Annotated in this window: 21 protein-coding genes; 7 read left to right on the forward strand and 14 right to left on the reverse strand. The window is 65.5% G+C overall.

Going from position 1 to position 24,054, the window contains the following annotated elements:
* Nucleotides 1-2 precede the first annotated feature (2 nt).
* The 3 genes from WIMU1_RS20320 to WIMU1_RS20330 all read left to right on the forward strand — a co-directional run bounded on the left by WIMU1_RS20320 (nt 3) and on the right by WIMU1_RS20330 (nt 3,576).
* Nucleotides 3-1,238: a hypothetical protein gene (locus tag WIMU1_RS20320; RefSeq protein WP_062800267.1), complete on the forward strand. Its 1,236-nt coding sequence runs from the start codon at nt 3-5 to the stop codon at nt 1,236-1,238.
* Nucleotides 1,239-1,336: 98 nt separating this feature from the next.
* A complete protein-coding gene (gene glyA, locus WIMU1_RS20325; RefSeq protein ID WP_062799935.1) occupies nt 1,337-2,635 on the forward strand; it encodes a serine hydroxymethyltransferase in 1,299 nt (432 codons plus the stop codon).
* Nucleotides 2,636-2,712: 77 nt separating this feature from the next.
* A complete protein-coding gene (locus WIMU1_RS20330; RefSeq protein WP_062799937.1) occupies nt 2,713-3,576 on the forward strand; it encodes an acyl-ACP desaturase in 864 nt (287 codons plus the stop codon).
* A 35-nt stretch (nt 3,577-3,611) separates the two neighbouring features.
* On the opposite strand, the gene WIMU1_RS20335 is transcribed toward WIMU1_RS20330, so the two are convergent.
* The gene (locus WIMU1_RS20335; RefSeq protein WP_158599279.1) at nt 3,612-4,292 is read right to left on the reverse strand and encodes a GOLPH3/VPS74 family protein; all 681 of its coding nucleotides are present in this window, start codon (nt 4,290-4,292) and stop codon (nt 3,612-3,614) included.
* Nucleotides 4,293-4,606: 314 nt separating this feature from the next.
* Here WIMU1_RS20335 and phoH2 point away from each other — a divergent pair, with 314 nt between their 5' ends.
* A complete protein-coding gene (gene phoH2, locus WIMU1_RS20340) occupies nt 4,607-5,914 on the forward strand; it encodes an RNA 5'-3' helicase PhoH2 (protein ID WP_023963065.1) in 1,308 nt (435 codons plus the stop codon).
* Nucleotides 5,915-6,073: 159 nt separating this feature from the next.
* On the opposite strand, the gene WIMU1_RS26820 is transcribed toward phoH2, so the two are convergent.
* Together WIMU1_RS26820 and WIMU1_RS26500 are read right to left on the reverse strand one after the other, a co-directional pair.
* Nucleotides 6,074-7,687, reverse strand: coding sequence for a serine/threonine-protein kinase (locus WIMU1_RS26820; RefSeq protein ID WP_062799941.1), 1,614 nt, complete (start codon nt 7,685-7,687; stop codon nt 6,074-6,076).
* Between the two features lie 133 nt (nt 7,688-7,820).
* Nucleotides 7,821-8,003: a hypothetical protein gene (locus tag WIMU1_RS26500; protein WP_174548761.1), complete on the reverse strand. Its 183-nt coding sequence runs from the start codon at nt 8,001-8,003 to the stop codon at nt 7,821-7,823.
* Here WIMU1_RS26500 and WIMU1_RS20350 point away from each other — a divergent pair.
* Nucleotides 7,993-8,508, forward strand: a complete 516-nt coding sequence (locus WIMU1_RS20350; protein WP_307715366.1) for a L,D-transpeptidase family protein — start codon at nt 7,993-7,995, stop codon at nt 8,506-8,508. The two genes, WIMU1_RS26500 and WIMU1_RS20350, sit on opposite strands and share 11 nt — an antisense overlap.
* An 84-nt stretch (nt 8,509-8,592) precedes the next feature.
* Here the strand turns inward: WIMU1_RS20350 and WIMU1_RS20355 are convergent, their stop codons facing one another.
* The 9 genes from WIMU1_RS20355 to WIMU1_RS20395 form a co-directional block, all read right to left on the reverse strand.
* Nucleotides 8,593-10,002, reverse strand: a complete 1,410-nt coding sequence (locus tag WIMU1_RS20355) for a class II fumarate hydratase (protein WP_023963071.1) — start codon at nt 10,000-10,002, stop codon at nt 8,593-8,595.
* Between the two features lie 90 nt (nt 10,003-10,092).
* Nucleotides 10,093-11,100: a class II fructose-bisphosphatase gene (gene glpX / locus WIMU1_RS20360; protein WP_023963074.1), complete on the reverse strand. Its 1,008-nt coding sequence runs from the start codon at nt 11,098-11,100 to the stop codon at nt 10,093-10,095.
* 55 nt (nt 11,101-11,155) lie between these two features.
* Entirely contained in the window at nt 11,156-13,003 is a 1,848-nt protein-coding gene (locus WIMU1_RS20365) for an NAD(P)/FAD-dependent oxidoreductase (protein WP_062799943.1), read from the reverse strand.
* A gap of 87 nt (nt 13,004-13,090) precedes the next feature.
* Complete coding sequence (locus tag WIMU1_RS20370; RefSeq protein ID WP_062799944.1) at nt 13,091-14,266, reverse strand: helix-turn-helix domain-containing protein; 1,176 nt, start codon at nt 14,264-14,266, stop codon at nt 13,091-13,093.
* Nucleotides 14,267-14,375: 109 nt separating this feature from the next.
* A complete protein-coding gene (locus WIMU1_RS20375; RefSeq protein ID WP_062799946.1) occupies nt 14,376-16,625 on the reverse strand; it encodes an MMPL family transporter in 2,250 nt (749 codons plus the stop codon).
* 100 nt (nt 16,626-16,725) lie between these two features.
* On the reverse strand, nt 16,726-17,328 hold the full coding sequence (locus WIMU1_RS20380) for a DUF4245 domain-containing protein (RefSeq protein WP_030170993.1): 603 nt from the start codon (nt 17,326-17,328) through the stop codon (nt 16,726-16,728).
* Nucleotides 17,329-17,392: 64 nt separating this feature from the next.
* A complete protein-coding gene (locus tag WIMU1_RS20385) occupies nt 17,393-17,671 on the reverse strand; it encodes an exodeoxyribonuclease VII small subunit (RefSeq protein ID WP_223249058.1) in 279 nt (92 codons plus the stop codon).
* Nucleotides 17,672-17,680: 9 nt separating this feature from the next.
* Nucleotides 17,681-18,925, reverse strand: a complete 1,245-nt coding sequence (gene xseA / locus WIMU1_RS20390) for an exodeoxyribonuclease VII large subunit (protein WP_062799947.1) — start codon at nt 18,923-18,925, stop codon at nt 17,681-17,683.
* A gap of 7 nt (nt 18,926-18,932) precedes the next feature.
* Nucleotides 18,933-19,526 (reverse strand): lipid droplet-associated protein, encoded by a 594-nt coding sequence (locus WIMU1_RS20395; protein ID WP_062799949.1) that lies wholly within the window; start codon nt 19,524-19,526, stop codon nt 18,933-18,935.
* A 69-nt stretch (nt 19,527-19,595) separates the two neighbouring features.
* Between WIMU1_RS20395 and WIMU1_RS20400 the strand changes: the two genes are divergently transcribed.
* Both WIMU1_RS20400 and WIMU1_RS20405 read left to right on the forward strand, forming a co-directional pair.
* Complete coding sequence (locus WIMU1_RS20400) at nt 19,596-20,564, forward strand: 4-hydroxy-3-methylbut-2-enyl diphosphate reductase (RefSeq protein ID WP_062799951.1); 969 nt, start codon at nt 19,596-19,598, stop codon at nt 20,562-20,564.
* A gap of 59 nt (nt 20,565-20,623) precedes the next feature.
* Entirely contained in the window at nt 20,624-21,040 is a 417-nt protein-coding gene (locus WIMU1_RS20405) for a TIGR03667 family PPOX class F420-dependent oxidoreductase (protein WP_062799953.1), read from the forward strand.
* Between the two features lie 8 nt (nt 21,041-21,048).
* Here the strand turns inward: WIMU1_RS20405 and mycP are convergent, their stop codons facing one another.
* Together mycP and eccD are read right to left on the reverse strand one after the other, a co-directional pair.
* The gene (gene mycP, locus WIMU1_RS20410) at nt 21,049-22,389 is read right to left on the reverse strand and encodes a type VII secretion-associated serine protease mycosin (RefSeq protein WP_084248464.1); all 1,341 of its coding nucleotides are present in this window, start codon (nt 22,387-22,389) and stop codon (nt 21,049-21,051) included.
* Nucleotides 22,390-22,487: 98 nt separating this feature from the next.
* Entirely contained in the window at nt 22,488-23,972 is a 1,485-nt protein-coding gene (gene eccD / locus WIMU1_RS20415) for a type VII secretion integral membrane protein EccD (RefSeq protein WP_062799956.1), read from the reverse strand.
* Nucleotides 23,973-24,054 lie beyond the last annotated feature (82 nt).

A 24,054-nucleotide genomic window follows, 5' to 3' on the forward strand; every position in this document is an offset into this window, starting at 1 on the left:
CCATGCACACCAATGCAGTCGTCGAGGAGTATCTGCGGCTCGGGCTCGCTTTCGATCGCCTCGAACCGGGCTTCGTCGATGCCTTCACGGGCGATCCGGCCTTGCGCCGAGAGGTCGAGAACGCGGCGGCGCCCGATCCCCGGGAACTGGCGCGCCAAGCCGCGACGCTTCGGGCCGAGGTGGGCGGGGCGGGCCTGACTCCTCAGCGTGCCCAGTTCCTGACCTCCGCTCTGCATGCGCTCGAATGCTCCGCCCGAAAGTTCGCCGGCGACGAGATCACGTTCGTCGACGAGGTGCGCAACTACTTCGACGTCGACATCGAGATGGGCGACCCCGAGCTCTATCGGCAGGCGCACCTCGATCTCGACGCGCTCCTGCCCGGTGGTGGTGACCTCGCGGATCGTTACGCCGCGCATCGCCGTTCCGAGGAGATCCCAGCCGACAAGATCGCCGATGCGGTCTCGGCCTTCAGCAGCGCCCTGCGCGACAAGGTGCGCGGCACCTACACATTGCCGGAAACCGAGGTCGTCGACTTCGAGGTCGTCACGGACAAACCGTGGTCGGGTTTCAACTATTACCTCGGCGACTACCGTTCCCGCGTCGCCATCAACGGCGACCTCACGCAGTACATGTCGTCGCTGCCACACCTGATCGCGCACGAGGCCTACCCGGGACACCACACCGAACACTGCCGCAAAGAGCAGATCCTGGTGGGTGGGGGACAGATCGAGCAGACGATCTTCCTCGTGAACACGCCCCAATGCCTCATGGCCGAGGGCCTCGCCGACCATGCCCTGGTCGCCGCGGTCGGCCCCGACTGGGGTACGTGGGCGCAGGAGATCTACGCCGACCTCGGCCTGCGTTTCGACGGCAGGCGCGCCGAGGCGATCGGCAAGGCAACCGGGGGACTGCTCGGTGTTCGCCAGGACGCGGCACTCCTGCTGCACGACAGAGGTGCCGACCACGACACCGTTGCGGCGTATCTGCGGCAATGGTTGCTGGCGACAGACGAGCGGGCCAGGCAGATGCTGCGTTTCCTGTCGTCGCCCCTGTGGCGCGCGTACATCAGCACCTACGTCGAGGGCTATCGGCTGCTGCAGACGTGGCTCGAAGCCGGTGTCGCGCAGGGCGCCGGCAGTTCGGTTCCTGCCGGTGACCACCTCGCTCGGTTCGGCCGCTTGCTCGACGAACCCCTCACCCCGGCGGCGCTGCGCGCCGAACTCGCTTTACAGAGCTGATCGGCTCAGGCGCAGTTTCACGACGTCGGACCCGTCTCCTAGACTGGCTGACGAGTACTCACCACCTCTTACGCTGCTTCGCGCGCCCAAGGAGAACAATGACCGACGTCAACACCGCATCCCTGGCTGAGCTAGATCCGGATGTGGCGGCCGCGATGAACGGGGAGCTGACCCGTCAGCGGGACACCCTCGAGATGATCGCGTCGGAGAACTTCGTGCCGCGCGCGGTGCTGCAGGCACAGGGCAGTGTGCTCACCAACAAATACGCGGAGGGCTACCCGGGTCGCCGGTACTACGGCGGATGCGAATACGTCGACGTCGTCGAGGACATCGCCCGCAACCGGGCCAAAGAGCTGTTCGGTGCCGAGTTCGCCAATGTGCAGCCACATTCGGGTGCCCAGGCCAACGCTGCGGTGCTGGCTGCCCTGATGGAACCCGGCGAGACGCTGCTCGGGCTCGACCTCGCCCATGGCGGCCACCTCACCCACGGCATGCGGCTGAACTTCTCCGGCAAGCTCTACGAGAACGCTTTCTACGGCGTGAGCAAAGAGGACTTCCGGGTGGACATGGACGAGGTGCGCAAGATCGCCCTCGACACCAAGCCGAAGGTGATCGTCGCCGGCTGGTCGGCCTACCCCCGGACCCTCGATTTCGAGGCCTTCCGGTCCATCGCCGACGAGGTCGGTGCCCACCTCTGGGTCGACATGGCCCACTTCGCCGGGCTGGTCGCCTCGGGGCTGCACCCGTCACCCGTGCCGTACGCCGATGTGGTGTCGTCCACGGTCCACAAGACTCTCGGTGGCCCGCGGTCGGGGATCATCCTCGCGAAGCAGGAATGGGCGAAGAAGCTGAACTCGGCCGTGTTCCCCGGTCAGCAGGGCGGCCCACTCATGCACGTGATCGCCGCGAAGGCCGTGGCCTTGAAGATCGCCGCCAGCGACGATTTCAAGGAGCGACAGGAACGCACTCTGGTGGGCGCGAAACTGCTCGCCGAGCGGCTCACCGCCAAGGACGTGAGCGACGTCGGCGTATCGGTCCTCACCGGTGGTACCGATGTGCACCTCGTGCTCGTCGATCTGCGCAACAGCAATCTCGACGGTCAGCAGGCCGAGGATTTGCTGCACCAGGTCGGGATCACCGTGAATCGCAACGCCGTCCCGTTCGACCCGCGACCGCCGATGGTCACCTCCGGTCTGCGCATCGGAACCCCGGCGCTTGCGACCCGGGGCTTCGGTGAGGATCAGTTCCGCGAGGTCGCCGACATCATCGCGTCCGCGCTTGTCGGTGGTCAGTCGGCCGACGTCACCGCCCTGCGTCAGCGGGTGTCCCAGCTCGCTCTCGACTTCCCGTTGTACGAGGGCCTCGAGCAGTGGGGTCTGCTCAGCACCACACGCTGAGCGTCGACGGCCGAGCGCCCGCGGTGCGGACCCGCCGGGCATTTCGCATATCCCGGGTCGGCCTCTAGTCTGTCCGGGTGAATGATTTGACCCAGGACGAGCTGCTCTACGCCTTGGAAAAGGCGATTCCGGAGATCATGGAAGAGCACCACGCTGCTGCCGAGGCATGGAACCCGCATGACTGGGTGCCGTGGGACGACGGCCGCAACTTCGCCTTCCTGGGCGGCGTCGATTTCGACCCCGATCAGCCGGCGCCGCTGCCTGCCGATGCCGCAGCCGCAGTGCTCGCGCTGCTGCTGACCAAGGACAACATGCCGTCCTACCACCGGTTGATGGCACAGAAGGCGTCGATCTTCGGTGCCTGGCAGCAGGTCATCGGTTCGTGGACGGCCGAGGACAACCGGCATTCGATCGCGTTGCGCGACTATCTGGTGGTCTCGCGTCTGGTCGATCCCGAGGTCGCCGAGAATCTGCGGCTGCATCACGTCACCAAGGGCAAACTCCAGAGTCCGGTCTCGCTGACCGACTATCAGATCCTCGACGTGATGGCGTTGCTTGCCGTGCACGAGTTGCAGTGCGTGGCCTTCGAAGAGAAGCTGCTCGCCGATTCGGACAACGAGGTGCTCACCGCCATCGTCAGCCGCATCCTCCACGACGACCGCGTTCAGGCCAAGACGTTCACCAACTTCTTGAACGCCGGCGTGGACGCCAACATCTCCGAGTTGGTCACCGCCGTCGACAAGGCGATCACCGAGATGGAACTGATCGGTGCCGACGTGGACAACTTCGGTGATCTCGACCTCATTGCCAAGTACAACGCGGATGCATCGATCTATGTCGCGTCGACGTTGGTCGCTGACCTCAAGCTGCAGAGCCTCGGTGGGCTGAGCGACAAAGACGAGGCCGCACGGCTACGGATCCTGGCGGCCGCCGGCCTGTAGGCCTCCGGCACAGAGCCGGGCGGAACCGATCTGGTTCAGCCGCCGCCGTTGCTCGTCCCTGCGGCGGCAGCCGCGACCGTGGCCGTCGTGATCGCTGTCGTGGCGGCGGCAACCGCGTCTCTCACGGCATCGGCAGCCCAGGCGCCCTCGGCGACCTTTTTCGCGCGCTTCTTGATCTCGCGCCCGGGTACGTCCGAGCCGTCCACCGTCTTGTGTGCACGGTCGACCGCCGACAGCAACGCGATGAGGGCGCCCGCGCGGTCGTCAGGCGGGACCTGACGCACGAGAACCGTGGTGATCGCCTTCTTCAGCTCGTTCTTGTGACCGGTGTCTAGTGCAGGAAACCGGGTGCGGCGAATTCCCAGCACCTCGGTGTCGTGGCGGTCGAGGAGCCCCCGTTTCACCATGCGTTCGGCAAGCTCGGTCTTGAGTCCCTTTCCGATCTTGTTCACCAAACTCTGCGCAGTCCGGTCTTTCTCCGCGATTGTGCGAACCGCCCGCGCGAGAAGCGGGTCGGTGACGCGCGCAGCATCGACCACGTGCACCTTGGGTTGCTTCCAGCGACTCCGTTTGCCGGCATCCACAGCACCGGCGAGGGCCAATTCGAGGAGAACCGCGCCGCCGAGAGCTGTGCTCACGGCCGTACCGGACGGGGTGGTGCCCTTGTTGTCATCGAGCAGCAGAAGCAGAAGGTCTTCGGCGATGAGGGTGCTCATGTCCATCGACGTTAGCAAGATGGCGTCCGAAATCGGGCAAGGAACAGCCTGCTGTCACCCACTGGACAGTTAACCGATTATTCACGGACACGCGTCGTTTCCGACGAGCCGACACGCCGCACTCGGCGTACTTTGACGAGTGACGGGCCGCGGGGAAGTGGTTCGTCCGGGAGGTTCGATCGTTGACTTGCTTGCGTGAGTGCGAGGGGACCGGCCCCGGTCCTTGTGGACGTGGCAACCCTGCCACTTCTGCCAGAACCGACCGGTCCAGCAACACCAGTCGAAGTGGTGCCACTTCGTCTTAGGAGCCCTTCGTGACCACACGCGATGCTCGTACCTATGTCCTCGACACCTCGGTGTTGCTGTCCGACCCTTGGGCGGTAACACGATTCGCCGAACACCACGTGATCTTGCCGCTGGTGGTCATCGGTGAACTCGAGGGCAAACGCCATCATCATGAACTGGGCTGGTTCGCCCGCGAGGCGTTGCGGATGCTCGACGACCTCCGCCTCGAGCACGGCCGGCTCGATCAGCAGATCCCGATCGGGGATCTCGGTGGCACCGTCCAGGTAGAGCTCAACCACACCGATCCGGCAGTCCTGCCGGCGGGCTTCCGCACGGACACCAACGATTCGCGAATCCTGGCTTGCGCGTTGAATCTTCGCGCAGAGGGCAAGGATGTGACGCTGGTGTCCAAGGACACCCCGTTGCGGATCAAGGCCGGAGCGGTGGGGCTGGCTGCCGACGAGTATCACGCTCAGGACGTGGTGACGTCCGGTTGGTCGGGTATGACCGAACTGGACGTCGATTCTTCGGTGATCGACACGTTGTTCGCCGACGGCGTCGTGGATATCGATTCAGCACGAGATCTGCCCTGCCACACCGGAATCCGGTTGCTGGGAACCAATTCGAGCGCCCTTGGTCGGGTCAACCCGCAGAAGCAGGTGCAGTTGGTCCGGGGGGAACGTGAGGTGTTCGGACTGCGTGGTCGCAGTGCGGAGCAGCGTGTTGCCCTCGATCTGTTGCTCGACGACAGCGTGGGCATCGTGTCGATGGGCGGCAAGGCCGGCACCGGCAAGTCTGCTCTGGCCCTGTGCGCAGGTCTCGAAGCAGTGCTCGAGCGGCGAACCCAACGCAAGGTGGTCGTCTTTCGGCCTCTGTATGCCGTTGGTGGACAAAACCTCGGCTATCTCCCGGGCAGTGAGTCCGAGAAGATGGGGCCCTGGGCGCAGGCCGTGTTCGACACCCTGGAGGGGCTCGCGTCCACGGAGGTGATCGAGGAGGTCCTCAGTCGTGGCATGCTGGAAGTTCTTCCCCTGACCCACATTCGGGGCCGTTCACTGCACGACTCTTTTGTGATCGTCGACGAGGCGCAATCGCTGGAGCGCAATGTCTTGCTGACGGTGTTGTCGCGCTTGGGATCTGGTTCGCGTGTGGTGCTCACCCATGATGTGGCCCAGCGTGACAATCTCCGTGTCGGTCGGCACGACGGTGTCGCTGCGGTGATCGAAAAGCTCAAGGGTCACCCACTTTTCGCGCATGTGACGTTGACGCGTAGTGAGCGGTCGCCGATTGCGGCCCTCGTGACGGAGATGCTGGAGGAGTTCGCGCCGGGAGCGTAGCGAGCGGGCGAGGTTAGGCGCAGCGCGCCGGGAGCGTAGCGAGCGGGTGAAATCGGACGCAGCGCGCCGGGAGCGTAGCGAGCGGGCGAGGGTGCGGCAGATCGCAGTGATGCGGTCTGCCGCACCTTTGTGTGTGGCTGCGGCTGCCGGCGGTGAGTGTCAGCAGTTGTTGAGCGAGATGGGAATGTCGGGGTCGCTGGTGGTGTCGAGCACTTTGCCGTAGCGCTCAGGGTAGACGGGGAGCGCGGCGCAGACTGCCGATCGCCCTTGTCCGACAACCACATAGGCGGCGTAGATCAGGTTTCCGCTGTCGTCGCGTGGTCGCAGTGACGGACACGACTGGTCGGTGCGTAGGTATCGCGCGCCGGGGTAATTGTCCAGGGCGGCGGCCATGTCGCTGCGGTATCCGGTTGGATCGGTGGAGTTGGCGACCACGATGATGCCGGTTCCGTCGCATGCCGGAATGCTGATCGGTGTCGACAGTCCGAGGTCGGCAGCGTTGGTTACCTGCTGAACCGAGGGCGTCGAGGTGGTGGCCTGCACCCGCTGCGACTGTTCGGCCTGCTGTGGGGGAAGTGGTGCCGGTCCCAGGGCGGACTGCGTGATGGTGGTGACACTCGTTTGCGGTCCGGGGTTCTGCTGGGCGGCGGCGGGTTCTTCGTCCGACTTCGGCCAGAGGACTGTTGCCGCCGCCACCGAGGCCGCGATGACGAGGACGGCGAGCAACCCGATGATCAATGGTGTGTGAGACCGGTCGGTCGAGGGTGAAGGCGGGGGTGGTGGTCCCGCGGGTCTCGGGTACCCGGGGCGCTGCATCACGGTCGGCGCCGTCGCGGCGGACGAGATGTGATCCGGCGGTGGGGTGGTGCCCGGTGGGTTCGTCGGCGGTACGGAGGTCGGCGGTACGGAGGGCAGTCCGAGCAGGGTGGGGGCGTGCTGGGCGTCGTGTTGGGTGTGCGCGGCGGGGGGCGGGGATCCGGGCGTCGGTGGAACATCCATGGCGGCGCTCAGTTCGCGAGCGAACTCGCCGCATGAGTTGTAGCGGTCGCCGGGTTCGGTGGCCAGTGCCCGATCGAGAACGGGACGGATGGCCGGAGGGATCTCGCGACCGGCGCCAGGAGGCGCACCGGTCAGCAGCGCGAACACAGTGCACCCGAGAGCGAACACATCGGCTCGGGCGTCGACGGGCAGGCCGCGGAGTTGTTCGGGTGCGGCGTAGGCCATCGTGCCCACCACAGCGCCTGTCGAGGTGAGTCCGGCGACGTCCGAGGCCGGGCGCGCGATGCCGAAATCCATGAGCATCACGCGGTGCGGGATGGATTCGGTGAGCATGATGTTGCCGGGTTTGACGTCCCGGTGCAGGAGCCCCCGTCCGTGCGCGTAGTCGAGTGCGGCGGCCACCTCGGTGGCTATCTGGACAACCAACGCCGGCTTCACACCGCGCGGGTAGATGGCCAGCAATTCCGCGGCGTCGGTCCCTGGCACGAAGTCCATGCTGATCCACAGGTTGCCCTGGAACTCTCCGCGGTCGTGCACGGTCACGATGCCGGGCTGCCAGAGTTGGGCCGACAGATCGGCTTCGCGGATGAAGCGACGCCTGAACTCATCGTCGGAGGCGGTACTCGAGCCGGGGAGGGATGCCGGGAGGACCTTGAGGGCGTCCGACCGCGGGAGCCGCGGGTGCTTGGCGAGGTAGACCTCGCCCATTCCGCCGGCACCGAGCTGACGTTCGATGGTGTAGCCGGCAAAGACAGTGCCCGGTGCGAGCGGCATGAAGACCCCCGATTTTCTCCTGTGGCGACCGGCATCGAAGCACTTTCCCCTCGTGCACACGGTCGGCAGTGATCAGATTAGTGCAACCTTGTGATCGGTCTGAGACGCGCTACGAAGAACCGCCCTGGCATACTCACGTGGTGCTGATGTTGTCTGTGAGGCGTATGTGGTCAGTGTTGTCACTGCTCGCCGCCATATGTGTCGCAACCGCGATGGTTGCTCCCACCCCTGCCGGTGCTGTCGAGGTGGTGACCCCGCCGGCGTTCCCGACGTCGACCCAGATGATCACGGTGAGTTCGGCGACAGTGACCGACACGACGGCGACCCTGACGGCTTGGGAACGCGACGAGTCGGGCACCTGGACCGCGGTCATCGGACCAACCGAGGCTTATCTCGGTGCGGAGGGAATCGGCATTCCCCGCGACAACGTCTGGCGGACGCCGATGGGTGTGTTCGCGCTCGACCAAGCCTTCGGCAACCAGCCGAATCCCGGAACCGAGATGCCCTATTTCCAGGCGGACGACCAGGATTGGTGGGATGCCCTGCCGGGGTCGCCGACGTACAACACCCATGTGCGTGCACCGCAGAGCCCGGGTGGCGACAGCGAGCACATCCTGTCCACCGGTGACATCTACGACTACGTGGTGAACATCGCGCATAATCCGCAGCGGGTACAGGGCTACGCGTCAGGCATCTTCCTGCACGTCACCAATTACGAACCGACCTGGGGCTGTGTCGCCATCGACCGCGACATCATGCGTCAGATCGTGCAATGGCTCGACCCGGCCCGTCAGCCCGTCATCAACATCGGGCTCGCCTGACCCTGATACCGAAAATGTGCCCTTTTGGCGAATGAAAGCCCAGGTCGGGCTCGCCAAAAGGGCACATTTTCGGGATGTGGAGGGCTACCGCTCGCGGTCGAGGTTGGCCATCTTGAGCACGTCGAGGCGCTTGTCGAGTTCTTCTTCGCTGAGCTTGTCGCCGATCAAACCGCGGTCGATCACGGTCTGGCGGATGGTCTTCTTCTCCTTCAGTGCCTGCTTGGCCACTGCGGCGGCCTCTTCGTAGCCGATCGCACTGTTGAGCGGGGTGACGATCGAGGGTGACGATTCTGCGAGGGTCTTGAGGCGCTCTTCGTTGGCCTCGAGGCCGATGATGCAGCGATCGGCGAACAGCCGGGACACGTTGGCGAGGAGTTTGACCGACTCGAGTACGTTGCGCGCCATCATCGGGATGTAGACGTTGAGCTCGAACGCCCCGTTGCCACCGCCCCATGTGACCGCCGCGTCGTTGCCGATGACCTGCGCGGCGACCTGCGTAACAGCTTCGGGCAGAACCGGATTGACCTTGCCGGGCATGATGGAGCTGCCGGGCTGCAGATCGGGCAGCTGGATCTCACCGAGACCGGTCAGCGGGCCTGAACCCATCCAGCGGATGTCGTTGGCGATCTTCGTGAGCGAGACGGCCACGGTCTTGAGTGCACCCGACAACTCGACCAGCCCATCGCGTGCGGCCTGGGCCTCGAAGTTGTCCTTTGCCAGCGAGAGTTCGTTGACACCGGTCAGATTGATCAGTTCGGCGACGACTTTGGTCCCGAACCCGTCGGGAGCGTTCAGGCCGGTACCCACCGCGGTTCCACCGATGGGCAGTTCGCCGACCCGGACCAACGTGGCCGAGACGCGCTCCGCCGAAGCCTCGAGCTGGCGGGCGTACCCACCGAACTCCTGGCCGAGGGTGACCGGCACCGCGTCCATGAGGTGGGTGCGACCGGACTTGACGACCTCACGCCAGGCAGAAGCCTTGTCGGCCAGAGCTTCCTGCAGATGCTGCAGGGCCGGGATCAGATCGGTGACCGCGGCTTCGGTGGCAGCCACGTGGGTCGCGGTGGGGAAGGTGTCGTTGGACGACTGCGACATGTTGACGTGATCGTTCGGGTGGATCGTGACGCCGTTGTTCTTTGCGATCGAGGCGATGACCTCGTTGGCGTTCATGTTGGAGCTGGTACCCGACCCCGTCTGGAACACGTCGATCGGGAACTGATCGTCGTGTTTGCCGTCGGCGATCTCTTTTGCTGCCGAGATGATCGCGTCGGCCTTGTCACCGTCGAGCAGACCGAGATCCTTGTTGACCTGAGCACATGCCGCCTTCAGCAAACCCATCGCGCGGATCTGGGTGCGCTCGAGGGGCCGGTGGCTGATCGGGAAGTTCTCGACCGCGCGCTGGGTTTGTGCTCGCCACAACGCGTCGATCGGCACCCGGACCTCGCCCATGGTGTCGTGCTCTATCCGGAACTGTTCGGCAGGTGAGTCGCTCATGCCTCGATACTTTGCCACCTGTGGTGAGGGTGCCCGAAGGGCACCCTCACTGTGCTGCGGCTCCGCAGTGCGGAGCGCAGCTCGGCGGGATCAGTCCTGGAAAGTGTTCGCGGCGATCTCGGCGACCTTCTGGCGGGTGTGGCGGCCCTCGACAGTGCGAATGGTGCCCGAGCGCGAGCGCATCACCAGCGAGCGGGTGGTCGCCCCGTTCGCCCGGTAGCTGACACCGCGGAGCATGTCGCCGTTGGTGACGCCGGTGGCGCAGAAGAACATGTTCTCGCCGCTGACGAGGTCTTCGGTCTTGAGTACCCGATCGAGATCATGGCCGGCGTCGATGGCCTTCTGCTTCTCGGCCGCGTTGCGTGGCCACAGTTTGCCCTGGATCTCGCCGCCCATACATTTCATCGCCACGGCGGTGATGATGCCCTCCGGGGTGCCTCCGATGCCCATGAGCATGTCGACGGAGCTCTCCTCCTGCGCTGCGGCGATCGCGCCTGCGACGTCGCCGTCCGAGATCAGTCGGACCTTGGCGCCCGCAGCGCGGATCTCGCCGATCAGACCCTCGTGGCGCTCGCGGTCGAGGACCACGACGGTGAGGTCGGCGACCTCGATGCCCTTCGCCTTGGCAACGGCCTGGACGTTGAACTCGACGGATTCGTTGATGTCGACGACGCCCGCCGCATCGGGACCCACGGCGATCTTCTCCATGTAGAAGACGGCAGACGGGTCATACATGGTGCCGCGCTCGGACACTGCGAGCACGGCGATCGAGTTGGGGCGACCCTCGGCCATCAGGGTGGTGCCGTCGATCGGATCGACGGCCACGTCGACCTCGGGACCTTCGCCGTTGCCGACCTCTTCGCCGTTGTAGAGCATCGGCGCTTCGTCTTTTTCGCCTTCGCCGATCACGACGACGCCGCGCATCGACACGGTGGACAGCAGCTGCCTCATCGCGTCGACCGCGGCGCCGTCGCCGCCGTTCTTGTCGCCTTTACCGACCCAGCGGCCCGCGGCGAGAGCGGCCGCTTCGGTCACGCGCACCAACTCCATCGCCAGGTTGCGGTCCGGGGCCTCGAATTGGTGGGAATCGGCTGACATGGAGGGCCTCCTGGAATCGCGGCGAATACTGTTGAAGGCCATCCTTTCATGCCCGTTACTGCAGGTGGTGCACCGGTGCCTGGCCGTAGACGTGCACGTTCATCCCTGCCTCGCGGGCTTTGAGCTGCAGCGCGAGGTAACGCGAGTAGTGCCGGGACTGGTGCAGATTGCCACCGTGGAACCACAGGTTCGCCTGTGCGGTGGGCTTCCACATGTTGCGGAGCTCGCCTTCCCAGGGCCCCGGGTCCTTGGTCGTTCCCGATCCCAGCCCCCAGCACTTGCCGACCTTGTCGGCCACCTCCTGCGAGATCAGCTGTGCGGCCCAGCCGTTCATCGAGCCGAACCCGGTCGCCATGACGATCAGATCGGCGTCGAGCTCGGTGCCGTCGGACAAGATCACCGAGTGCGAACGGATCTCGGTGATGTGGGCGGGTGCCTTCAACGCGACCTTGCCGTCGGCGATGAGTTCGGAGGCGCCGACGTCGATGTAGTAGCCCGAGCCGCGACGCAGATACTTCAGGAACAACCCCGATCCGTCATCGCCGAAGTCGAGCATGAACCCGGCGGCCTCGAGACGGTCGTAGAACTCCTTGTCCTGCTCCCGGATCGTGTTCCATGCGGGGATCTGGAAGTCGGCCAGCAGGCCGTACGGAATGGACCCGAAGATCAGATCGGCCTTCTCGTGGTCGATGCCGTTTGCAAGCGCTTCCTCCGAATAGAGCGGACCGAGCACCTCGCGCATCAGCGACTCGGACCGCACGATGTGTGTGGTCGACCGCTGGATCATCGTGACGTCGGCGCCGTTCTCGTACAGGTCAGCGCAGATGTCGTGTGCGGAGTTGTTGGCTCCCAACACAACCGCCTTCTTGCCCGCGTACTTCGCGCCACCGGTGTGCTGCGAGGAATGCACCAGATCACCCTGGAAGGTCTCAGCGCCGGGAATGTCGGGGATGTTGGGGATGCCCGACATCCCGGTGGCGATCACCAGCTGAGTCGGCTTGAGCGTCAAGGGTTGTCCATCACGTTCGAGTTCGACCGTCCACTCCTGGGCCGCGTCGTCGAACGAGGCGCGGCGGCACACGGTGTTGCTCCAGTAGTCGAGCTCCATGATCTTGACGTAGCTCTCCAGCCAGTCGCCCATCTTGTCCTTCGGGGTGAACACCGGCCAGTCGTCAGGGAAGGGCAGATAGGGCATGTGGTCGTACCACACCGGATCATGAAGGGACAGTGAGTAATACCGGCTTCGCCATTGGTCGCCGGGCCTGGGGTGCTTGTCGATGACCAGTGCCGAGACCCCGAGGCGCCGGAGCCTTGCGGCCAGCCCGATCCCGCCCTGCCCTCCGCCGACGATGAGCACGTACGGCTGGGCGGTGGTGCCGAGCGATTGCTGCTGTTCGGTTCGCCGGTCGAGCCAGTTCTTACGCCCGGGGACCACACCGTGTTCAGCCCCTTTGATGCGCCGGGTTCCCTTGCTCTCGGGGAACTCGAGGAGTTCCTGCGCCGAGGTGAGGAAGGTCCAGCACTTGCCGTCGCGCAGGCGCATCAGCCCCTTGCCTCGCAGGACCGGGGTCGTGAACGTGTACCACGCCTCGATCACTCGACTCGCTTCGCTTCTGTCGGTGTCCTCCCCGGAGGCGGCTGCCTCCGCGGCTTCACCGTCCAACTGGAAGTTGCCAGGTGTCGAGTGGGGCAGGGTCGCGGCGAGCATCGTCGCCAGATCGTCCTTGCCCTCGGCGGTGGTGAGGTTCCAGCTCAACGCCACCAGATCGCGCCAGTAGCAATCGTCGACGAACAGTTCGGTAACAGCACTGACGTCGCCGGTGTCGCGGGCATGTGCAAGGGCGCGTTCCAGGTCGGTGAGGAAAGCCTGCGCCGTCTGAGTAGGCGAGACGGTGGTGGTCATGTACAACTCCTTCGCGTGAGGTGGATCACACCTGACGGTAGGGGTCGATGTGGACGCCCGGGAGGGTTGCAGGGGGTTGCAGCGAGGTCAGATGACCAAGGCGGGGACCGTCAGCCGATAGGGCCGGGTGGCCAGAAGTGGGCCGAGCGTGCGGCGGATCCGCGAGATCTCGGCGCGAACGCTCACCGTGTGATCACCTGGTCCGTACAGCCGGGCAGACAGCTCCCTCGCGCTGAGCCCACCGGGATGCGCTGCGAGAAGCCGCAACACGTCGAACTGCCTTGGGGTCAGCGGGTGCGAGGTGTGGTCGTTGTCGTCCACCGAGATACGGGCACACGGTGGTTCGGCGGTGAGCTCGAGGGTGGTGAGGCGTTGGGTGGATCGCTCGAGCTGCCACAGATCTCCGACCGGGAGGCTGTCGAAGTGCCCGAGGCTGGGGATCCAGACGGTGCCCGGGCGCAGTCCGCCAGGGATGAACAGCCGTTCACTGACCGCGAGGCCCCGGGTGGCGACGACCCAGCCGCCGCGGTCGAGAACCAGCGCATCGGCGCCGCCGGGCTCGAGCAGGCCGGCCGCGGCCTGGCTGTGGGTTCGGAGGCTCTCACGGTGCAGTGACCGTAGTTCGGCATTGATGGCATCAAGCGTGGAGCACACCAGCGACAGCGTGTGCGGGTGTGCTGTGCGCAGGCCGCCGGAGAGCGTGACCGCTCCGAGCACCGAATCGTCTCGTGGATCGATCAACGGCCCGCCCGTGCACACCCAGCTGTGATGATCGGGGTGCGCGTGCTCGGACCCGAAGATCTGCACTGGTGACCGGTCGGCAAGAGCGGTGCCCAAACCGTTTGTGCCGACGGCGTTCTCGGTCCACGACGCGCCTTCGACGAAGCCGAGCGTCTCGGAGCGTCGACGCACCTGTGGTGGGCCGGCCACCCACAGGACCACACCGTCCCTGTCGCAGAGCACGAGTTCGGTGGCGGTGTCGGTGCAGCTGGCCAGCAACCGTTCGCGTAAGGCGTCAGATGCGTGGGTGAGCAGTGGGTCGGCCCGGCGCCGATGGGCCACCTCGTCTGCCGGTCGATGGTCGGGATCCTGGTATCTGGGCGGCTGCCGCTCCCACGATCTCGCCACCACTTTCCGGACGCCGGTCGGGATGGCACCCGTCGCCGACCACTGCTCGAACATCGCGTCGAGCCGTCGCATGTGCACACGCGGGTCCTGGTCGATACGCAACGCGCTCGACGGGCGGGTCAACGGTGACGACACAGGGTTTCTCCGGCTCTGATGGACATCGTGATTCTACGTGAGCCGGGTCACACAGCACTCACCCCCGTCGACACGTGTCGACGGGGGTGAGGTGGCCGGTGAAGCGAGATCAGTCGGCGGAACCGACGGTGGCAGGCTGCGGCTTGTCGTCGCCGGCGTCCGAATCGATCGGGATCTTCCGGATCGCAGTGCCCTCCATGTCGACATTGGGCAGGACCTTGTCGAGCCACTTGGGCATCCACCAGGCCTTGTCGCCCATGATCGTGATCACCGCAGGCACGATCACCATGCGCACCACAAACGCGTCGAAGAACACGGCCGCCGCGAGAGCGAAGCCCATCATCTTCGAGCTGGTGTCGGGTGCCAGCATGAACGCCGCGAACACGGCGATCATGATGACGGCTGCCGACGCGACCACGCGGGCGCCGTGCTTGTAGCCGATGATCACCGACTCCTTGGCGGGCAAACCGTGCACGTACTCCTCACGCATACGGGTGACCAGGAAGACCTGGTAGTCCATCGCCAAGCCGAACACCACACCGATCATGAAGATCGGCAGGAACGAGATGATCGGCTGGGTGTGCGTGATCAACCCGAAGTGGCCGAGCTGGAAGATCGCCACCGTGGCACCGAATGTCGCGCACACCGAGAACAGGAACCCGATGGTCGCGGTCAGGGGGACCAGGACGGAACGGAACACGACCATCAAGATCAGGAAGGCGAGCCCGACCACCAGGACCAGGTAGGGGATCAGAGCTGAACTCAGCTTGGCCGAGATGTCCGACATGATCGCCGTCTGCCCACCCACGTTGAGAGTGACGCCCTCGGCGTCCGTGGTCGAGGAGTAGTCGCGGATCTGTTCCATCAGATCGTGGGTCTGCGGACCGCTCGGTGACTGCTGCGGCGTGACCGAGATGAGGGCTGACGTCGCGCCGGCCTTCGTGTCCTGTTTGTTCGGACCGTTGCCCGTCCAGGTCAGCTGACCGGGATTGGCGACGTTCTGCAGGGTCTTGATGTGCTCGACCGTCTGGTCGGCCGCAGCGGCGACGGACCCGCCGTCGGTGTCGTTGAGCACCACCAGGAGTGGGCCGTTGATACCTTCACCGAATCCTCGCTGCAGCAGTTCGGTCGCGGGGACCTCGGCGTCGGTTGTCGATGACAGCCCGAGCTCCAACTTCGACATCGGCAAGGCGACCACAACAAGCGCGAGCAGCGACACGACCGCGATCGGCCACGGGTATTTCGTCACGAACTTCGCGAAGCGATGGCCGTTGGACATCGAGTCCTCGGGCTCGTCGCCGTGACGGACCTTGGGGATGCGCGGCGAGAAGGCGAACCGACCGAACGCCCCCAGCAATCCCGGGATCAGAGTGATGGCGCCGAGCACCGCGATCAAGACCGCGAGTGCCGCCGCCAGACCCATCTGCGAGATGAACGGGATGCCCACCACCGACAGTGCGGCGACGGCGATCATCACCGTGAGACCCGCGAACACAACTGCCGAACCCGCGGTTCCGACGGCACGGCCCACGGCGGCCTCTCGAGATCCGCCCAGGTTCAGTTCACTGCGATAGCGGGAGACGATGAACAGCGCGTAGTCGATGGACACCGCGATACCGAGCATGGTGATGATGCCGGTTGCGCTCTCGTTGATGTTGAACACGCCGGCGCCCAGGGTGACCAGCATGATGGTGATCATCACACCGAGGATGCCGGTGATGATGGGGATGAATGCCGCCACGATGGCACCGAAGGCAACGATCATCACCACGAACGCGATGACGAATCCGAGCATCTCGGCGGTGCCGCCCTGCTCGAAGACCTGCATCAGGGAACCGGTGCCCTGGACATCGAGACCGCCGACGCGGAACTCCTTGAGGATGTCCTCGAATTGCTCTTTGTCCTCGAGGGTTAGGTCTTCGACGTTGATGTCCTGATCGATCTGCATCAAACCGACCCGGCCGTTGTCTCCGAGGACGTTGGGGGCCAGCGCCGGGTCCTCTGCGGCCACCTCGACCGGGTTGACGATGGTGTCGGGCGCGACCAGGTCGGGCAAGGTCCTGAGTTTCGCGACGAGTGCGTCGATGTCCGCGGTGTGCGCTTCGAGCCCGTTGTCCGCGGCGACGAGAACACTCGTGGACGCCTTGAACTGCTCGTCGTTGATAGCCGGGAAGTTCTCCTTCATGAGGGACATCGCTTTGTCCGAGTCGGTACCCGGGAGCTCAAAGTCCTTGGAGAACTTGGGATTCAGACTGCTCACCAGTGTGATGACCAGGGCCGCAAGCAATAGCCAACTGACGATCACCCACCATTTGTGCCTAAACGAGAATCGTCCGAGTCGATACAGAAACATTGCCATAGCGCCAGAGCCTATAGCCCTAGGGCGACAACAGTCCTCACCCGGAAGATTGATATTCAGGGAACATTCCCGGCCGACGGGTCGGCCCGGGGTCGGACAACTATCCGGTGGGGAGAACCCGTCCGTTCGAGTTGGCGCCAGGCAACGGCGAGGCGGCCAGTACCGCCGATGCCAGTGTCGAGAAGTCGTCGTCCTTCGCCTTGTTGGACTTCAGTCCGATCCGGACGTCGCCGAGGTCGGTGACCCACACCGTCCGGCCACCGTCGGGTTTGCCATAGGCAACCCATTTCCGGCCGCCGACATCGCGGGTGCCCGCGCCGAGCAGGGTCTCGTCGTCCGAGAGGTATCCGACCACGGCATCCTGGGTCGCATTCGTCTGACTGAGCTGAATGTAGACGCCGTTGGCCGTGATGTAACCGGCATTGGAGACGACGGTGTTCTCCAGGGCGACGGTGGTACCGGAGTTGGGCTTCCAGTCCGCCGGTGTCTGGGGCAGCCGGATGGGGAACGTGACCGATCGGGCATCGGCACGGAGCCCGTTCGCGACGTCGTACGCCGGAACCTTGTCGTCGCCGGAACCGCCGGTCAATCCAACCGAGCAGTTGCCGGACACGACCGCGATGAAGGCACACAGCAACAGCAAGGGGATCAACGACCAGATCATGTCCTTGTTGTTATTGAGGATGCGGGGTTTTGCGGCCACGATCCGAGTATTGCAGGCAGCGGCGATCGGTCATAAACGCCGAGTACGGGGCAGCGGTGCCCGCTCAGTCCTGATCGTCGAAGTCGTCGTCTTCGTCGTCGGCGTCTGCAAGGTCCTCCTCGGAGCCCAGGACTGCCTCGATGCGCTTGCGTGCGCCCTCGAGGTGTTCTTCGCACCGGCGTGAGAGGGCCTCCCCGCGCTCCCACAATTCCAGGGACGCATCGAGGTCGAGGCCGCCCTGTTCCAGGGTGCGCACGACAACGATCAACTCATCGCGTGCCTGTTCGTAACCCAATTCCGATACCGGGACCGGTCCTTCGATGTCCTGCTTCTTCGCTGCCACGTCTGTCCTCTACTTCTCCACGCCCATCACCGCTGCACGGGTGGCGCCGTCGGCGACCCGGACACGGAGCTGGGTGCCGATCGGCATGTCCAGCACCGAGCTGACCACGTGTGGGTGGTCATCCGGTGTGTTCGTACTCGCCGAGCCGGGCACCCGCTGAACGACGGCGTATCCACGCGCCAATGTCTGGGCCGGACCCAAGGTAGCCAATCGCGCCGACAGATGTTCCACGCGCTGGTCCTCGTGGGCGACGAGCCGCGCCACGTCACGGCGGATGTCCGAGGCCGCGCGATCAAGCCATGCGCTGCGCTCATCGATCATGCGGAACGGGTGCGCGAGCACCGGGCGTCCACGCATCGCATCGAGGCCGCGGACCTGTGTGATGACCCAATTACGCAGTGCTCCTGCACTTCTGGACCGCAGGTCGCGGATCATCGCGAGCTCCGAGGCGACGTCTGGCACCACTCGTTTGGCCGCATCGGTGGGCGTTGCCGCCCGAAGATCGGCCACGAGGTCGAGCAAGGGCGAGTCGGGTTCGTGCCCGATCGCGCTCACCACCGCCGTGGTCACCTTGGCCACCGCGCGGCACAGGGCTTCGTCGGAGAACGGCAGCAGGTCCTCGACACTGCCGCCACCCCGGGCCAAGATGATCACGTCGACGTCCGGGTCGGCGTCCAGCTCGGCAAGATGCCGCAGAATGCGGGGGACCGCGGTCGGTCCCTGAACCGGCGCGTCGCGGATCTCGAAACGCACTGCGGGCCAACGGCTCTGCGCGACCGAGACGATGTCGCGCTGAGCTGCGCTGGCGCGGCCGGTGATCAGTCCGATGGTTCCGGGAAGGAACGGAAGTGGTCGTTTGCGAGCCGAGTCGAACAGGCCCTCAGCGGCGAGGAGTTGTCGTAGCCGCTCGATGCGGGCCAGGAGCTCGCCGATCCCCACCGGCCGGATCTCGGTGACGCGGAGCGAGACGGTGCCCCTGCCGGTGTAGAAGACCGGGCGGCCGAGCATCACCACGCGGGCGCCCTCGGTGAGTGGAACCTGGGCGCGGGTGAGCAGGTCGGGGTTGCACGTCACCTGGATCGAGATGTCGGCAGCGGGATCGCGAAGGGTCAGGAAGGCGGTACGCGTGCCGGGCCGCCGATTGATCTGGGTGAGTTGCCCCTCCACCCAGACCTGCCCCAGTCTGTGGAGCCAGTCCGCGATCTTGGTGTTGATGGTGCGAACCGGCCATGCCGTGTCGGGCGTATTGCTCACCCGGGTACTACTTGCTCGCGGCGGTCACACGATTGTCGAGCATCGTCAGGAACGGTGCCCGCGAGCGATGGGACCGCTCATACGCCGCCAGGTCCTGCAGTTCGCTCAAGCCGACCGTCTTCAACTTCGCGCGCAGCTGCGCCAGTGTGAGGTCGTTGTAGTCGAGCAGTTCGACTATTTCCGGGACGTCGTCGGACGGTGTCGTCGAGACCGGTTGCACATCGTCGGTGTCGATGTCGGGCGCCGAGCTGTACAGGGCGAACCGTCCGGCTCCGGCAGCCGGCGCGGCACTCTCGCCGGAGTCATCGGAGTCGTCGGACGGAACCAGGGTGGGCGCGGGCGGAGGCGCCAGATCGTCGTCTTCGTCGAAGGTCGCCCACTCCGGCTCTTCTTCGTTGTGCCCCAGCAACGCGTCGAAGACGTCGTCTCCCTTGATCGCCATCTCGGCGATCTGCTGCTGGAAACGCATCAGAGTCTGGAGAGTCTGACTCACGGCGGTCATCGGAAGTGTGATCGCGGTGGTCGGCAGTTTTCGAGTCTCTTCCAGCACCGTTACAACAACCCCGGCGGCGACCCTTGCGGCATAAGGTGGTCGGATCATGCCATTACTGTGCCTCATGCCACGGGTGGTGACCACCAGGAGGGTCTTATTGCCCGTACCCTGAACACCATGAGTTCGGCCGAAATCAGCCCTGGAGGCAAGACAGTCCTGCTCGCCGAGCCGCGTGGTTACTGCGCCGGTGTCGACCGAGCCGTCGAAGCGGTGGAAAAAGCGCTCGAGAAGCACGGTGCGCCGGTGTATGTGCGTAAGGAGATCGTGCACAACCGCCACGTCGTCGAGACGCTCGCCGACCGCGGCGCGGTGTTCGTGGAGGAGACCGACGAGGTGCCCGAGGGTGCACTCGTGGTGTTCTCTGCGCACGGTGTGTCACCGGCGGTCCACGAGTCCGCCGCGGAACGCAACCTGCGCACCATCGATGCGACATGCCCGCTGGTCACCAAGGTGCACCAGGAGGCCAAACGTTTCGCGCGCGACGACTACGACATCCTGCTCATCGGTCATGAAGGCCATGAGGAGGTCGAGGGAACCGCCGGCGAGGCGCCCCAGCACGTCCAGTTGGTCGACGGACCCGACAGTGTCGATGCGGTGACGGTGCGTGACGAATCGAAGATCGTCTGGTTGTCGCAGACCACGTTGTCCGTCGACGAGACTATGCAGACGGTGTCGCGATTGCGGGAGAAGTTCCCCCTGCTCAACGACCCGCCGAGTGACGACATCTGTTACGCCACACAGAACCGTCAGGTGGCGGTGAAGGCGATGGCGCCGAAATGCGACCTGGTCATCGTGGTGGGTTCGAGGAACTCGTCCAACTCGGTGCGACTGGTAGAGGTGGCCCTCCAGGCCGGGGCACGCGCGTCCTACCTGGTCGATTACGCACGTGACGTGGATCTGACCTGGCTCGAAGGGGTCGAGACCGTCGGCGTGACGTCGGGTGCATCGGTACCGGAGGTGCTGGTGCGGGGTGTTCTGGATCTGCTCGGTGAGCACGGATTCAACAACATCGAAAAGGTCACCACCGCCGAGGAGACGCTGACGTTCGCATTGCCGCGCGAGCTGCGGCCGGCGCGCGCGAAGTAGCGGGTCTTCTTCCCGCCCGGGCGGGAAGAAAACGAACACACGCCGATGTTGTGACGTGCATGACATCTTCGACAGTGCAGCTGACGCAGCGACAGACCGACCGGCTCGCCTCCGAACAGGTGATCTGGCTGACAACCGTCAACTCATCGGGCGCACCTGTACCCACACCCGTCTGGTTCTTGTGGTCGGGCGGTGAGTTCCTGGTGTTCAGCGCTCCGAAGACACCCAAGCTCGCGAACATCTCGCGCACGGGCGCAGTGGCGTTCAACTTCAACAGCACCGAACACGGCGGCGACGTCGCTGTGTTCCGGGGCAACGCCCGGTTGGACCCGGAAGGGCCGACGCCCGAGGAATGGGAACAGTACGTCGCGAAGTACGGTGGCGGCTTCGCGTCGCTCGACACCTCACCGGAGGAGTTCCGCGATCAGTATTCGACGCTGATCCGAGTGGTGCCGGAGCACGTGCGGGGCTGGTGAGCCCGAGCTCAGTATTCCTCCGGTTCGAGCCGCCGTAGTCGTCGGGCAGGCAGGGATACCGCCCATCCTGCGACCAGTATCACCGCGCACACGCCGCCACCGATGATGGCAACCGTACGTGCGGAGTGGTCGGGCACAGGCGGCCGCACGGGAGGCGGAATCGCTTGTGACGCAGTCCAATCAGACTTTTCGGGGGGTAGTTCGTACGTCAGGGCGGCAACCGGGTCGACAACGCCGTGGCCCACGGTGTTGTCGCGTCCGGTGCCCGGCGAATGCGCCGTCCTGGTGATGCGCTCGATCACCTCTGCGGCACTGAGTTCGGGGAACCTGGATCTGACCAGTGCCGCCACACCCGCGACGTAGGGCGCGGCGAAACTGGTGCCCTCCACTCGTACGGGGCCTTTCTCGGTGGACTGGGCATCAACGATCCTCCTGGATCCGCGGGCGCTGTCGAGACTGACGATCGCGGTTCCGGGAGCGGCGACGCCCACCCATGGTCCCGCCAGACTGAATGGCGCCGGAGCCCCGCCGACCGAGTCGACCGCGGCAACGCTCAGCACATAGGGCGTGTACCACGCTGGGCTGGCGACCGTGGTGACCGTGTCCCAGCCGGCGAGGTCGGGGTCCGCCGGATCCGGCGGTGGATTCTGCTGCGCACACTGAGAATTGCTGACGAGGTTGCCCGCCGCCGCGACCACCACGACATCGCGGTCGAACGCGTACTTGACGGCGGCTCCCAGCTGCGCATCGTGGAGGTCACCACCGGCGGGGCCGCAGGCCACCTCGGAGATGTTGATGACGTCGGCGCCGAGGTTGACCGCACGCACAACGGCATGTGCGAGGGTCTGAACCGTGCCGAATCCTGTTCCGACGGTGGTCTTGTCGCGGGTCTCCGAGCGTCGGTCCTTGGCGACGAACGCGGCGCTGGACTGCCGGATCGCGATGATCGACGATTCGGGGGCAACGCCGCTGAAGGCGTCATCGGGGGACGGGACCGCAGCGATGATCCCTGCCACCAATGTGCCGTGACCGTCGCAGTCCTGGGTTCCGTCGGTGCGGGCGACGTAGTCGCCACCGGCGGTCAGTCGCGGCAGCCGCGGATGCCGGGTGACGCCGGTATCGATCACAGCGATCTTCTGTCCGGCTCCTCGGCTGAACCGCCAGGCGTCGGGTAGTCGCATCATCGTCTGCGCCGCCGACGGCACCTGCGGATCGGTGCCGGGCGACAGCACCGGTTCCGCGCACAAGGTGTCCTGCTCTGTCGGTTCGGGCGGACCCACGGGCGCGTCGCGGATGAGGGCGCGAGGATCAATCGAGGGCGGCGTGATGCCATGTGCCGGGACAGGCATGCTCGCCAGCACCACCAGGAACCCGACAGCCGACAGTGCTGCGATGCGAACGCGTGTGGACGTGGGGCGAGGATGGAAACGGGTCGACGCCGACGCACTCACAGGTCGCGGACCGCTGCATAGAGATTCATGATCCAGAACATCAACGGGACGATGGTCGCGATCAAGAGATACTCGATGATCTCGACTGTTCGCCGCACCACGGGCGAGAAGCTGGACCTCGGGGCAACCACGCCGCAGAGCAGCGCGGTCACGCTCACCGCCGCTGCCGCGCCGGCGGCCACGACAACATGATCGCCGGGTCCCAAGGCCATTTCTACTACCACGGCGGCGAAGCCGATCGCACCTGCGGCGATGAGAACGGCTGCTTGCGCGAGGTCGGCGTGTGATCTGCCGCGCAGGCACAGGACTGTGGTGATGATGAGCGCGAAAACCGTGCAGCGCCAACTGAAGTCGTCTGCAGGGTGGGCGACCAGGGCAATACCTGCGACCGCTGCGACCGCGGTGCCGGCGATGATGCCGGTGAGGTAGCGACCGGCGGTGTGCGCGCGGAGTTCCAGTGCGGCGGCCGACGGCAACGCCATCGCCCCGATTGCGCCGATGCCCTCGATGGCCGGGCGAGGCGCTGAATCGGCCGGGTCGATGGCGGCCCCGGCTGTGGGAACCGGCGGCAGTGGCAGTCGGGCGAGGGCGATCGTGAGGCGGGGCGCCATCGAGATGGCCAGTACCGCCCCAGCGCAGAGCGCCGCCCCGACCCGCACGGTGCCGGGCGACCACAGCAACTGGGCCGCTGCGGCGGCGGTGGCGAAGGCGGTTGCCGTGACAATCGCGGAATGGATCAGCGGCCCGGCTGTGGAGATCCGGTAGGACAGCACCGCGACGACGGCGGCGACGCAGCCACCGAGGGTGAGGTGGGCGGCGCCGAAGTCGCCGGGAGGCAACATCATTCCCGTTGCGAACGCGAGAGGAAACGAGCACAGCGAACACATCGCCGCCGTCGAGCGGTCGAGGTAGAAGCGACCCACGACAGCTCCGGCGACAACAAACGCCAGCGCCAGCAACCCGGTGACGATCGCAGGCCACAGGTCGCCGTACGCATTCCGTTGCTGGAGGAGGGCGAGAGCGGTGAGGGTGGACGCGCCCACGGCCACCGCGTAGCCCATCGCCTGTGCCGCGCCCGCCGACCACCCGCTGGACTGGGCTCCACCCAGGCGCGCCACCGCATCGATGACGTCGTCGAACAGAACTGCGGTCTCGCGCGCCGGAACGGACCGGAGGATCAGCAGGTCCCCGTCGCGCACACCTGCCTCGGCGAGACTGCGTCCGGGCGCTATGGGGTCGTGGCCGACCCGGGAGAGCGTCCAGTGGTCGCGAACAGGTCCGGGACGTGCCTCCGAATCGTCGGTCTCCGGTGCGCGGGAGGTGATGAGCGACACCAGATCCGGGATCAACGCCGCAACGGGAACCGCGGCGGGCAACCCGACGTCGAATTGGGTTGTGCCCCCGATGACGGAAACACGTGCAAGCGCCGGTTGGATGCCGGCAGCAGCGTCCAACTCGGCCAAAAGATCGGCAGCGGTCATGAATTTCCCCCCAAGGTCCCCACCAGTACCGAAGACCATAGCGAATGAGACCGACAACCGTTGCCGTCGGATGACGTTTTCG

It is taken from the genome of Williamsia muralis NBRC 105860, from assembly GCF_001598915.1.
GTDB classification, from domain to species: Bacteria; Actinomycetota; Actinomycetes; order Mycobacteriales; family Mycobacteriaceae; genus Williamsia; species Williamsia muralis.

Bases quoted from the DNA above. Each gene is read 5' to 3' on its own strand.
- WIMU1_RS20320 (WP_062800267.1), top strand. From the start codon at position 3: ATGCACACCAATGCAGTCGTCGAGGAGTATCTGCGGCTCGGGCTCGCT.
- glyA (WP_062799935.1), top strand. From the start codon at position 1,337: ATGACCGACGTCAACACCGCATCCCTGGCTGAGCTAGATCCGGATGTG.
- WIMU1_RS20335 (WP_158599279.1), bottom strand. From the start codon at position 4,292: ATGAGCACCCTCATCGCCGAAGACCTTCTGCTTCTGCTGCTCGATGAC.
- WIMU1_RS26820 (WP_062799941.1), bottom strand. From the start codon at position 7,687: ATGCCGCTCGCACCGGGCACTGTCTTTGCCGGCTACACCATCGAACGT.
- WIMU1_RS20355 (WP_023963071.1), bottom strand. From the start codon at position 10,002: ATGAGCGACTCACCTGCCGAACAGTTCCGGATAGAGCACGACACCATG.
- glpX (WP_023963074.1), bottom strand. From the start codon at position 11,100: ATGTCAGCCGATTCCCACCAATTCGAGGCCCCGGACCGCAACCTGGCG.
- WIMU1_RS20365 (WP_062799943.1), bottom strand. From the start codon at position 13,003: ATGACCACCACCGTCTCGCCTACTCAGACGGCGCAGGCTTTCCTCACC.
- WIMU1_RS20375 (WP_062799946.1), bottom strand. From the start codon at position 16,625: ATGGCAATGTTTCTGTATCGACTCGGACGATTCTCGTTTAGGCACAAA.
- WIMU1_RS20395 (WP_062799949.1), bottom strand. From the start codon at position 19,526: ATGATCCGACCACCTTATGCCGCAAGGGTCGCCGCCGGGGTTGTTGTA.
- WIMU1_RS20400 (WP_062799951.1), top strand. From the start codon at position 19,596: ATGAGTTCGGCCGAAATCAGCCCTGGAGGCAAGACAGTCCTGCTCGCC.
- WIMU1_RS20405 (WP_062799953.1), top strand. From the start codon at position 20,624: ATGACATCTTCGACAGTGCAGCTGACGCAGCGACAGACCGACCGGCTC.
- mycP (WP_084248464.1), bottom strand. From the start codon at position 22,389: ATGCCTGTCCCGGCACATGGCATCACGCCGCCCTCGATTGATCCTCGC.
- eccD (WP_062799956.1), bottom strand. From the start codon at position 23,972: ATGACCGCTGCCGATCTTTTGGCCGAGTTGGACGCTGCTGCCGGCATC.